Origin of the sequence: Mycobacterium sp. (genome assembly GCF_049802695.1) — a bacterium.
Taxonomy (GTDB): Bacteria; Actinomycetota; Actinomycetes; order Mycobacteriales; family Mycobacteriaceae; genus Mycobacterium.
This window is the reverse complement of the sequence record NZ_JBARMY010000092.1, coordinates 1-11871: the sequence shown is the minus strand read 5'-3', so window position 1 is coordinate 11871 and position 11871 is coordinate 1. Positions and strand designations below refer to the sequence as shown.

The following is an 11871-nucleotide window of genomic DNA, read 5'->3' as shown; positions in this document are numbered from 1 at the left end:
ACCACGCCGCGAACCAGCGGAATCAGCTCGTCGATCGAGATCGGCACCGTGGTGTCGTAGCCGTAGACGACGTTGGCCGCGGAGTCACCGACCAGCAGGACCGGGATACCGGCGTCGTCGAAGATGCGGGCGGTGGAGTAGTCGTAGGCCGTCAACATGGCCCACTTGTGGCCCTCGGCCTTCATCTTCTGCAGGTGATGAACGCGAGTCTTGGTCCTTGGCGAATTGGCCGCACCGGCGCCACCGTAAACAGCCGCCGGCGACGATTCGGCGTGAAGCGATGAGGAGGAGCGGCGCATGTGAGTCTGTTCAGACATCGTTGTCCCTAAGATCGTCGTAAAAGCCTCGTGGCCGAAATCCGGTCCCCGGGCTTGTTGACACCGCCATTTTGCCATCCCGAACTGTGCTGCAGTACCGAGGGTGCAGTTGACTTCCTCACAGCGTCAGCCGTTGGGCGAATTCGGCACCGGCGGCAACCGCCGGAACTAGCATCGGCTCAATGCAACGGCTCAGCGGACTCGACGCTAGTTTCCTTTACCTGGAGACACCAGCACAGCACTTGCATGTGTGCGCGGTCCACGAGCTGGACACCTCGACTATGCCGGGTGGCTACACCTTCAACCGGCTCCGTGACGCACTGTCGTTGCGGTTACAGGCGATGCCGCAATTCCGCGAGAAGCTGGCCAACAGCCCGCTGAACCTCGACCATCCGGTCTGGGTGGATGACGACGACTTCGACGTCAACCGGCATCTGCACCGCATCGGTTTACCGCCACCGGGCGGGCAGACCGAGCTGGCCGAAGTCTGTGGTCACATCGCGTCACTGCCGTTGAGTCGCAGCCGGCCGTTGTGGGAGATGTGGGTCATCGAGGGACTCGCCGGCACCGACCCACGCAAGGACGGTCGCCTGGCGGTGATGACCAAGGTGCACCACGCGAGCGTAGACGGGGTGAGCGGCGCCGAGCTGATGTCCAAGCTGTGCAGCATCGAACCCGACGCGCCGCCGCCGGATCCGGTGGACGGCGTCGGTGGCGCGAACCAGGTCGAGATCGTGCTGGGCGGGCTGCTGAAGTTCGCCGGCCGTCCGCTGCAGCTGGCAAACATGCTGCCAACCACGGTGACGTCGGTGGTGAAAACGCTGGTGCGGGTCCGCAGTGGTTCGGCGATGGTGCGTCCGTTCACCGCACCGCCGACGACGTTCAACGCGAGCGTGTCCAGCCAGCGCAACATGGCCTTCGCGCAGCTGGATCTCGAGGACGTCAAGACCGTCAAGAACCACTTCAACGTCAAGGTCAACGACGTAGTGATGGCGCTGGTGTCCGGCGTCCTGCGCCAGTTCCTGCTGGACCGCGGCGAACTGCCGGACTCGTCGCTGGTGGCGATGGTGCCGGTGTCGGTACACGGCAAATCCGACCGTCCCGGGCGCAATCAGGTCTCCGGTATGTTCGCCAGCCTGGAAACCGGCATCGCGGACCCGGCTGAACGCCTGAAGGCGATTTCAGCAGCGAACTCGGTTGCCAAGCAGCACAGTTCGGCGATCGGCGCCACCCTGCTGCAGGACTGGTCGCAGTTCGCCGCGCCCGCGGTGTTCGGGCTGGCGATGCGCGCCTACGCCAGCACCCGGCTGACCTCGAGCCGACCGGTGCACAACCTGGTGGTCTCCAACGTCCCCGGGCCGCAGCAGCCGTTGTACTTCCTGGGCTCTGAAGTCAAGGCGATGTATCCGCTCGGTCCGGTCTTCCATGGTTCGGGCCTCAACATCACCGTGTTGTCGCTGGCCGGCAAGCTCAACGTCGGGATCATCTCCTGCCCGGAACTGGTGCCCGACCTGTGGAACCTGGCCGACGGCTTCGAGAAGGGGATCCAGGAGCTGCTGGCCGCTTGCCGCTAGCCGCGAGAGAGTAGGCCCGCGCCCAGCCACCGGGTTCCCCGAGGCAGGCATGGCAGCATAGGTTGCCATGTGCCTGCCTCGCCGCGACAAGATCGCGCAAACAGCAAAGTTTGGGCTGATCTTGATCGTGGTCGCCGCGATGCTGGTGTCCGGCTGTACCCGGTTGGTCAGCGGCCGTGCCAAATTGGCCTCGCCCAGGATCGGCCAGCCGGTGACGTGGGGGCCGTGCCGGCTGGTCAGCGGCGCCGCGCCCAAGCTGCCCGCCGGCGTGCAGTGCGGCAAGGTCGCGGTGCCGGTCGACTACCGGCGCCCGCACGGCGACGCCGCGGTGCTGGGGTTGATTCGTTTCCCGGCCACCAAGAAAAAGATCGGCTCGTTGATCATCAATCCCGGAGGCCCCGGCGAGTCGGGTATCGAGGCCGCCCTCACCAGCGTCGCGGAGTTGTCGCCGCAGGTGCGCGAACAGTTCGACCTGGTCGGGTTCGACCCTCGCGGGGTGGCGTCGTCACGGCCCGCGATCTGGTGCAACTCCGACGCCGAGAACGACCATCAGCGCACCGAGCCGCAGGTCGATTACAGCCCCAAAGGCGTGTCCGTAATCGAGGGCGAGACCAAGGCATACGTCGGCCGCTGCTTCCAGAAGTTGGGTAAGGCGTTCCTCGAGAACGCCGGAACGGTCAACGTCGCCCGCGACCTGGACGCGATCCGCGCGGCGGTGGGCGACCAGAAGCTGACTTATCTCGGCTACTCCTACGGAACCCGGATCGGCTCGGCCTACGCCGAGGCGTTCCCGCACAACGTGCGGGCGATGATCCTCGACGGCGCGGTGGACCCGAACGCCGACCCGGTCGAAGCGGACCTGCGCCAGGCCAAGGGTTTTCAGGACGCCTTCAACGACTACGGCAAGGACTGCGCCAAGGATCCGAGCTGCCCGCTGGGCACCGACCCGGTCAAACAGGTCGACGTCTACCACAGCCTGGTCGACCCGATGGTCGATAAGAACAATCCGCTCATTGGCAAGCCGGTTCGCACCGAGGATCCGCGCGGGCTGAGCTACAGCGACGCAGTCGTGGGCACCTTGATGGCGTTGTACTCACCGACGCTGTGGCGACACCTGACCGACGGTTTGACAGAGCTGACCCATCAACGGGGCGACACCCTGCTGGCCCTGGCCGACATGTACATGCGCCGCGACCCACACGGGCACTACACCAACGCCACCGACGCACGGGTGGCGATCAACTGCGTCGACGAGCCGCCGGTCAAGGACCGCGCCAAAGTCGTCGACGAAGACCGCCGCTACCGCCAGCTCGCTCCGTTCATGAGCTACGGCAAGTTCACCGGGGACGCCCCGCTGGGTGCCTGCGCTTTCTGGTCAGTGCCGCCGACCACCAAACCACACGTGATCCACGCCCCGGGCTTGGTGCCGACCGTAGTGGTGTCGACCACCCATGACCCGGCAACGCCGTATCAGGCGGGGGTGGACCTGTCGAAACAGTTGCACGGCGCGCTCCTCACCTTTGAGGGCACCCAGCACACGGTCGTCTTCGAGGGCAACCGTTGTATCGACAACTTCGCGACGGCCTATCTGGTGAACGGGACGGCGCCGCCCACCGGGGCCAAGTGCTGACGTCCGGCCCGCGCGACGATGCAAGCCGCGACGCGGCTTGGAAGAGAAGTCGGGCAGTGCTGCAACACTGGACTCTGCTGCCGATACGAGACCAAGGTGTAACCGTCCACCGCTCCGCGAGCGCATCACGCATGCGACGATGTGAGCCATGGGGCGCATGAGACGGCTGGGCTCAGCGCTGCTCTCGCTGGGGTTCTTGATCCCGTTCGCCGTCGCACCGATGCAGCCGGCTAGCGCCAATCCCGAGTCCGGAGCCGGGCCGTCCAGCACCGCCGCACCGCAGCCGGCAGCGGCGCCGCCGCTGGCCTGGAGCACCTGCGGCGGGCTCGTCAAGGACACCAGCAAGGTTCCCACCGCCCGCTGCGCGACGGTGGCGGTCCCCGTCGATTACAACAATCCGGGAGCAGCGCAGATCCACCTGGCGGTCGTCCGAATTCCGGCGACCGGCAGGCGGATTGGGTCGCTGTTGGTCAACCCCGGCGGTCCGGGCGCGTCTGCAGTCGACAGCGTCGTCGGCCTGGCACCGGTGCTCGCGGACAGCCCGATCAGCCGCAGCTTCGACCTGGTCGGCTTCGACCCCAGGGGCGTTGGGCATTCCACCCCGCCGGTCCGTTGCCGAACCGACGCCGAGTTCGACGCTTTCCGCCGCGACCCGATGGTCGACTACAGCCCCGCCGGGGTCGCGCACATCGAGCAGGTGTACCGGCAACTGGCGCAGGGCTGCGTCAACCGGATGGGCCTGGGCTTCCTGGCGAACGTCGGCACCGCATCGGCGGCGCGCGACATGGATGTGGTCCGCCAGGCGCTGGGCGATCAACAGATCAGCTACCTGGGCTTCAGTTACGGCACCGAGCTGGGAACCGCGTACGTCGAACAGTTCGGCGACCATGTGCGCGCCATGGTGCTCGACGGTGCGGTCGACCCCGCCGTCGGACCGATCGAGCAAAACGTCCGGCAGATGGCCGGTTTTCAGGCCGTCTTCAACGACTACGCCGCGGACTGTGCGCGTTCGGTCGACTGCCCGCTGGGCACCGACCCGAACAAATGGGTGAGCCGTTACCACGAGCTGGTCGACCCGCTGGTCGCCGCGCCGGCCAAGACGCAGGATCCGCGCGGACTGGGCTACGCCGACGCCACCACCGGAACCATCAACGCGCTCTACACCCCGCAGTACTGGAAGTTCCTGACCAGCGGGCTGCTCGGGCTGGTCCGCGGCACCGACCCTGGGGATCTGCTGACGCTGGCCGACGACTACCAGGGCCGCAACCCCAATGGGCATTACGACAACGGGCAGGACGCGTTCAACGCGATCCGCTGCGTCGACGCGCCGTCACCGACCGATTCAGCGGCCTGGGTCGACGCCGACCGGCAGATCCGGCAGGCCGCGCCGTTCCTCAGCTACGGGCAGTTCACCGGCTACGCACCCCGTGATCTGTGTGCGCTGTGGCCGGTGCCTGCCACGTCGCAACCCCATCCGGCCGCCCCGGTGGCTTCAAACGATTGCCCGGCTCCTGCCCGCGCCGCTGACGGGCGCGCATCGTCGCCGTGCGCTGACAAAGTCGTGGTGGTGTCCACCACCCATGACCCCGCCACCCCGTACCAGGCCGGTGTCAACCTGGCGCAACAGCTGGGTGCGCCGCTGATCACCTTCGACGGCAGCCAGCACACCGTAGTGTTCACCGGCAACCGGTGCGTCGACGACGCGGTGGTGCGCTATTTCGTCGATCAGGCGAGCCCGCCGGATAACTTACGCTGCTAGCGTGGCATCTGTAACACAGAAATAACAGCCAATGCATATTCTTCGGGACATGGACCGACAAAAGGAATTCGTGCTCCGCACGCTGGAGGAACGGGACATCCGTTTCGTCCGGCTGTGGTTCACCGACGTTCTGGGGTACCTGAAGTCAGTCGCGATAGCCCCGGCCGAACTTGAAGGCGCCTTCGAGGAAGGCATCGGTTTCGACGGCTCCTCGATCGAGGGGTTCGCCCGGGTCTCCGAGTCCGACACCGTCGCGCACCCCGACCCGTCGACTTTCCAGGTGCTGCCCTGGACCACACCCGCCGGACACCACCACTCGGCACGGATGTTCTGCGACATCAAGATGCCCGACGGCTCGCCGTCCTGGGCCGACCCGCGGCACGTGCTGCGGCGGCAGTTGGCGAAGGCCAACGACCTGGGCTTCTCCTGTTACGTGCATCCCGAAATCGAATTCTTCCTGCTCAAGCCCGGCTCTAACGACGAGCCGGTGCCTGCTGATGACGCCGGCTACTTCGACCAGGCGGTGCACGACTCCGCATCGAATTTCCGCCGGCATGCGATCGATGCGTTGGAATCGATGGGCATCTCGGTGGAATTCACTCACCACGAAGGCGCGCCCGGTCAACAGGAAATCGATCTGCGCTACGCCGACGCGCTGTCGATGGCCGACAACGTGATGACCTTCCGCTACGTCATCAAAGAAGTCGCGCTCGAAGAGGGAGCGCGGGCGACGTTCATGCCCAAGCCGTTCGGGCAGTACCCCGGCTCGGCGATGCACACCCACATCAGCCTGTTCGAAGGCGATGTCAACGCGTTCCACAGCCCCGACGATCCGCTGCAACTGTCCGACGTGGCGAAGTCGTTCATCGCCGGCATCCTCGAGCACGCCTCCGAGATCAGCGCGGTCACCAATCAGTGGGTGAACTCCTACAAACGGCTGGTGCACGGCGGTGAGGCTCCGACCGCGGCATCGTGGGGGGCAGCCAACCGCTCAGCGCTGGTGCGCGTGCCCATGTACAGCCCGCGCAAGACTTCGTCCCGGCGCATCGAGGTGCGCAGCCCCGACTCGGCGTGCAACCCCTATTTGACATTCGCCGTGATTCTGGCGGCCGGGCTGCGCGGCGTCGAGAAGAACTACGCGCTAAGCCCGCAGGCCGAGGACAACGTGTGGGACCTGACGTCCGAGGAGCGACGCGCCATGGGCTACCGCGAATTGCCCAGCAGTTTGGACCGTGCGCTGCAGGAAATGGAGAACTCCGAGTTGGTCGCAGAAGCTCTGGGAGAGCACGTCTTCGACTTTTTCTTGCGTAACAAGCGCCGGGAGTGGGCGAACTACCGCAGCCAGGTCACGCCCTATGAGCTGAAGACCTACCTGGGCTTGTAGGAGGACTGCGCTACCGTCGAGGTCGTGACCAAACCCGCGGTGCAGCGCCCGAGACTGCCCAGCGTGGGCCGCCTTGGACTGGTCGACCCTCGCGCCAGCTCGTATCTGGCGCAGTTGGGCTGGGACTTCAACGACGAAACCGAAGCCGATGTCGGGCTGCTGTGGTCGTTGTCGCGCGCACCGGACGCCGACGCCGCTTTGAGCGCACTGGTCCGGCTGGCCGAGGCGCCTGAAAGTAGCTGGGACGAGCTCAGCGCCGCCCTGCTGGCCGACCGCGGCCTGCGGGGCCGGTTGTTCGGCGTGCTCGGCTCATCGCTGGCGCTGGCCGACCACCTCGTCGCCAATCCGCAGTCCTGGCGGCTGCTGGTCGGCAAGGTGGCGCTGCCCTCGGCTGAGGAGCTGCGCCGGTCCTTTATAGAGTGCGCCGCTGATTCGAGTTCCCTGTTGCAGCTGCGCACCCATTACCGGGACCGGCTGCTGGTGCTGGCTGCGCTCGACTTGGCCCCGACCGTCGAGAACGAACCGGTGCTTCCATTCGCCGCTGTCGGCGCCCATCTCGCCGACATGGCCGACGCGGCGCTGGCCGCGGCGTTGCGGGTGGCTGAGAAGACGGTGTGCGGGGACGACACACCGCCCCGGCTGGCCGTCATCGCGATGGGCAAATGCGGTGCACGCGAGCTGAACTACGTCAGCGACGTCGACGTCATCTTCGTCGGTGAGCGCGCCGACGCGGTGACCACCCGGATCGCGGGGGAGTTGATGCGGCTTGCATCCGACGTGTTCTTCGAGGTGGACGCGGCGCTGCGGCCGGAAGGCAAATGCGGTGAGCTGGTCCGCACCGTCGAGTCGCACGCCGCGTACTACCTGCGATGGGCCAAGACCTGGGAATTCCAGGCGTTGCTCAAAGCCCGGCCGGCTGTCGGTGACGCAGAACTTGGGCAGGAGTACCTGGCTGCGGTGATGCCGATGGTGTGGCGGGCCAGCGAACGCGACGACTTCGTGCCGGACGTGCGGGCGATGCGCCGCCGCGTCGAGCAGACGGTGCCCGCCGACATGCGCAGCCGCGAGATCAAGCTCGGCGCCGGGGGATTGCGTGACGTCGAGTTCGCGGTACAGCTGCTGCAGCTGGTGCACGGCCGCAGCGACGACTCGTTGCATGTGGCGTCCACGGTCGATGCGTTGGCAGCGCTGGGCGACGGCGGCTACATCGGCCGCGACGACGCCGCGAACCTGACCGCCTCCTATGAATTTTTGCGGCTGCTCGAGCACCGGTTGCAGCTGCAGCGGCTCAAGCGCACTCACCTGCTGCCTGCGCCCGGCGACGACGAAGCGCTGCGCTGGCTGGCCCGCGCGGCGCATATCCGGCCCGACGGCAGGCACGATGCGCTGGGCGTGCTGCGCGAGGAGCTCAAGCGGCAGAACGTGCGGGTGTCGCGACTGCACGCCAAGCTCTTCTATGCGCCGCTGCTGGAATCGGTCAGCCCGGAGGGCCTGGAGTTCTCCCGCGGCATGACACCGGCGGCCGCGGAGCGTCAGCTGGCCGCCCTCGGCTACGAGACTCCGCAGGCCGCACTGACCCACCTGGCCGCACTGACCAACCACAGCGGCCGTCGCGGACGGGTGCAGTCGGTGCTGCTGCCCAAGCTGCTGTACTGGCTGTCGAACACCCCTGATCCGGATGGCGGGCTGCTGGCCTACCGCAAGCTGAGCGAGGCACTGGCCGGCCAGCGCTGGTATCTGTCCACGCTGCGGGACGAGAACGCGGTGGCCAAGCGACTGATGCACATTTTGGGGACCTCGGCTTTCGTGCCCGACCTGCTGATGCGGGCACCTCAAGTGATCAAGCTTTACGGCGACGGCCCGTCCGGGCCGAAGTTGCTTGACGTCGAGCCGGGCAAGTTCGGTCCGGCGCTGATCGCCTGCACGAGCCGGCACGCCGATCCGGTACGGGCGGTTGCGGCCGCACGTGCGTTGCGCCGGCGCGAGCTGGTCCGCATTGCCTCGGCGGATCTGCTCGGCATGCTCGACGTTCGGCAAGTCGGAAAAGCGCTCACGTCGGTGCGCGTGGCGGTGCTGCAGGCGGCGCTGAACGCGGTGATTCGTGCCAACTGCGACGGTGAGCCGCCGGCCAGCATCGCCATCATCGGAATGGGCCGACTGGGTGGCGGCGAGCTGGGCTACGGATCCGACACCGACGTGATGTTCGTCTGTGAAGCCGCCAATGGCGCCGACGACGCCGCCGCGGTGCGATGGTCGACGTTGGTCACCGACCAGATGCGGGCTTTGTTGGGAACGGTCAGCGCCGACCCGCCGCTGCACATCGATGCCAACCTGCGGCCCGAAGGCCGCAACGGTCCGCTGGTCCGCACGCTGGCCTCCTACGAGGCTTATTACGCGCAGTGGGCGCAGCCGTGGGAGATCCAGGCGCTGCTGCGGGCCCATCCGGTCGCCGGGGACGAAGAACTGGGTCAGCGGTTCGTGCTGATAGTCGACGGCACGCGTTACCCCGCCGACGGGGTGTCGCCGGAGGCCGTTCAAGAGATCCGCCGGATTAAGGCCCGCGTCGACGCCGAGCGGTTGCCGCACGGCGCGGATCCCAATACACACACCAAACTCGGGCGTGGGGGACTGACCGACATCGAGTGGACCGTGCAGTTGCTGCAGCTGCAGCACGCGCACGACATCCCCGCGCTGCACAACACCTCGACGCTGGAGTCGCTGGACGCGATCGCCGAGGCTGACCTGATTGCCCGCGACGATGTCGACCAGTTGAGAGAAGCGTGGCTGACGGTGACTCGGGCCCGCAACGCGCTGACGCTGGTGCGCGGCAAGCCCACCGACCAGTTGCCCGGGCCGGGCCGGTTGCTCAATGCGGTGGCCGTCGCGGCCGGCTGGTCAAACGGGGACGGCAGCGAGTTCCTGGACAACTACTTGCGGGTGACTCGGCGGGCGAAAGCCGTGGTGCGCAGGATCTTCGGCAGTTGAGAGGGGCGCTGGTCGGTGGACGCCAACTATGAGGTCATCACCGCCGATCAGCACCATCAACTATCGGCGTTGTACGGCCCGCTGACCGACGCGGTACGGGATCTCATCAATGCCACCATCGTCACCGGCGTTGACGCCGGGACCATCGACGACGCCCGCGTCGCTATCGAAGCGGTGACGAAGACCTTGTGCCGTGACGAGAATGTTCAGTCGGCGGGCGTGCGCTACGCCGTCGACGGTCGGCCGCTGGCATGGGGCAACGCCGTCATCGGTATGCGCAATCCGATCGCACCGCCGCTGGCCGTTCACTATGGCGACGACGGGCGGTGCCGGAGCGACTTCACGCTCGGGGCGGCGTATGAGGGGCCGCCGGGTCTGGTACACGGCGGTGTCTGCGCGCTGGTGCTCGACCATGTGCTCGGTGAGGCGGCCAGCGAGGGCCTGACCAAGCCGTTGTTCACCGGCACCATCACCGTGCGGTATCTGCGGGGCACGCCATTGGGCCGGTTACGCGCTGAGGCTGTCATCGAGCGCAGCGAAGATGTCAAAACGTTTGTGCGCGGTTCGATCTCGGATTCGGCTGGGGTCACCGCCGAGGCAGAGGGCATCTTCATCAGACCGGCTTGGGCCCGATGAAGTACTACATCAGCAGCGCATTTCTGGACACCCGCGAGATAATCGAGATCGCCCGAGTCGCCGATGATCTCGGCTACGACGGCATCGGGATTCCGGACCATGTCGTCAACCTGGAAACTCTGCAAACCCCTTACCCCTACACGAAGGACGGGCAGCGCCGCTGGCAGCCCTTCACCGAGTGGCCCGATCCGTGGGTGCTGGTGGGCGCGCTGGCGCAGGCCACGACGAGACTGCGGTTCGTCACCACGGTGTACATCCCGGCGATGCGCAACCCGTATTCGGCCGCCAAAGCGATCGGCACCGCGGCGTTGCTGGCGGCGGGCCGAGTAGAGCTCGGTATCGGGGTCGGTTGGTGCAGGGAGGAATTCGAGCTGATGGATCAGCAGTTCGAGGCCCGCGGCAGGCGCACCGACGAGATGCTGAATTTGATGCGTGTGCTGTGGGAACCGGGATGGACCGAGTTCGACGGCGACTTCTATCAGACGCCGCGACTGGAGATGCAGCCGACGCCGCCGCGGATACCGATCTACGTCGGTGGTCTCAGCGACATCGCGTTGCGCCGAGCCGCCCGCAACGACGGCTGGATCGGTGACTTGATCACGACCGACCGCGCCATCGAGGCGGCTGGGCGATTGCGCATGTTGCGGGCTGAAAACGGTTTGTCGCTCGATGGTTTCACCATCCTGACGCCGCTCACCGACGCCTTGACCGTCGCCGATTACGCGCGTGCCGAGGCCGCTGGAATCACCGGTATCCTCACCATGCCGTGGATGTTTCACGCCGGGCCCCAGGCGTCGTTGGCCGAGAAAATCGATGGCATGGAGCGGTTCCGTAAAGACTTGGCGCTCGACGGGTAACCGGGTGGTCGGATGCGGAATCACTTGTGTCACTGTAATTTCAGGAGTTTCTTGTCGGTGGTCACCGATAGATTCGGGGTATGGCAGCAGTCAGTAGTCGTGAGGAGGTCGTCGCCGCGTTCGACGCGTTCGGTGACGCCGTCTCGGGTCTGGCTGACTTGTCGTTCGAGGCGCTGACCACACCGGAGCGGTTGGCGTTGTTGGGGCGCCTCGAACGCAACCTGCGCCGGTTGCCGGTGGCGCGGCATGCGCTGATCAACGGTGTGCGCCAGCAGGCCAGCGCGGCCGAGATCGGCGGCAAGCTTTCCCACGTGCTGGCCGACCGGTTGGGCATCACCCGAGGCGACGCCAACCGGCGCATCGAGGAAGCCGGTGATCTTGGGCAGCGCCGCGCGCTGACCGGTGAACCGCTGTCGGCGCGGCTGGCGGCCACCGCGGCCGCCCAACGTCAAGGGTTGCTTGGTGAGGGTCATGTGCGGGTGATCCGCGGGTTCCTGCACGAGTTGCCGTGCTGGATCGACGGACCCACGCGCGAACATGCCGAAGCCCAACTCGCGCAGTTCGCCGCCCAATACCGGCCCGAGGTGTTGGCCAAGCTGGCCGCGAAACTCGCCGAGGTGCTCAACCCCGACGGCGAGTTCAGCGACGCCGACCGCGCCCGGCGGCGCGCCCTGACGCTGGGCCCCCAAGACCGTGACGGCATGAGCGCGCTGCGCGGCTGGCTGACCC

At 66.7% G+C, this 11871-nt stretch carries 9 protein-coding genes; 8 read left to right on the top strand and 1 reads right to left on the bottom strand.

Going from position 1 to position 11871, the window contains the following annotated elements:
• Positions 1 to 317: 3-methyl-2-oxobutanoate hydroxymethyltransferase (locus WA317_RS03415; RefSeq protein ID WP_425171704.1), on the bottom strand; the 317-nt coding region annotated here is incomplete at its 3' end.
• A gap of 182 nt (positions 318 to 499) precedes the next feature.
• Here WA317_RS03415 and WA317_RS03410 point away from each other — a divergent pair.
• From WA317_RS03410 to WA317_RS03375, 8 genes are all read left to right on the top strand, one after another.
• Positions 500 to 1891, top strand: coding sequence for a WS/DGAT/MGAT family O-acyltransferase (locus WA317_RS03410; protein ID WP_425171703.1), 1392 nt, complete (start codon positions 500 to 502; stop codon positions 1889 to 1891).
• A 67-nt stretch (positions 1892 to 1958) separates the two neighbouring features.
• Positions 1959 to 3521 (top strand): alpha/beta hydrolase, encoded by a 1563-nt coding sequence (locus tag WA317_RS03405; protein ID WP_425171702.1) that lies wholly within the window; start codon positions 1959 to 1961, stop codon positions 3519 to 3521.
• A gap of 148 nt (positions 3522 to 3669) precedes the next feature.
• Positions 3670 to 5280 carry an alpha/beta hydrolase gene (locus WA317_RS03400; protein WP_425171701.1) on the top strand — a complete coding sequence of 537 codons (1611 nt, stop codon included), beginning with the start codon at positions 3670 to 3672 and terminating at the stop codon, positions 5278 to 5280.
• A gap of 49 nt (positions 5281 to 5329) precedes the next feature.
• On the top strand, positions 5330 to 6664 hold the full coding sequence (locus WA317_RS03395) for a glutamine synthetase family protein (RefSeq protein WP_425171700.1): 1335 nt from the start codon (positions 5330 to 5332) through the stop codon (positions 6662 to 6664).
• A gap of 24 nt (positions 6665 to 6688) precedes the next feature.
• Positions 6689 to 9649, top strand: a complete 2961-nt coding sequence (locus tag WA317_RS03390) for a bifunctional [glutamine synthetase] adenylyltransferase/[glutamine synthetase]-adenylyl-L-tyrosine phosphorylase (protein ID WP_425171699.1) — start codon at positions 6689 to 6691, stop codon at positions 9647 to 9649.
• Positions 9650 to 9664: 15 nt separating this feature from the next.
• Positions 9665 to 10285, top strand: coding sequence for a PaaI family thioesterase (locus tag WA317_RS03385; protein ID WP_425171698.1), 621 nt, complete (start codon positions 9665 to 9667; stop codon positions 10283 to 10285).
• A complete protein-coding gene (locus WA317_RS03380) occupies positions 10282 to 11142 on the top strand; it encodes a TIGR03619 family F420-dependent LLM class oxidoreductase (protein ID WP_425171697.1) in 861 nt (286 codons plus the stop codon). Before WA317_RS03385 ends, WA317_RS03380 begins: the two co-directional genes overlap by 4 nt.
• An 80-nt stretch (positions 11143 to 11222) precedes the next feature.
• Positions 11223 to 11871 (top strand): DUF222 domain-containing protein (locus WA317_RS03375; protein WP_425171696.1); only part of this gene is annotated, 649 nt, incomplete at its 3' end.

What these genes read in the sequence shown, in the direction of transcription:
- WA317_RS03395 (WP_425171700.1), top strand. Translation starts at nt 5,330, where the DNA reads ATGGACCGACAAAAGGAATTCGTGCTCCGCACGCTGGAGGAACGGGAC.
- WA317_RS03410 (WP_425171703.1), top strand. Translation starts at nt 500, where the DNA reads ATGCAACGGCTCAGCGGACTCGACGCTAGTTTCCTTTACCTGGAGACA.
- WA317_RS03400 (WP_425171701.1), top strand. Translation starts at nt 3,670, where the DNA reads ATGGGGCGCATGAGACGGCTGGGCTCAGCGCTGCTCTCGCTGGGGTTC.
- WA317_RS03380 (WP_425171697.1), top strand. Translation starts at nt 10,282, where the DNA reads ATGAAGTACTACATCAGCAGCGCATTTCTGGACACCCGCGAGATAATC.
- WA317_RS03405 (WP_425171702.1), top strand. Translation starts at nt 1,959, where the DNA reads ATGTGCCTGCCTCGCCGCGACAAGATCGCGCAAACAGCAAAGTTTGGG.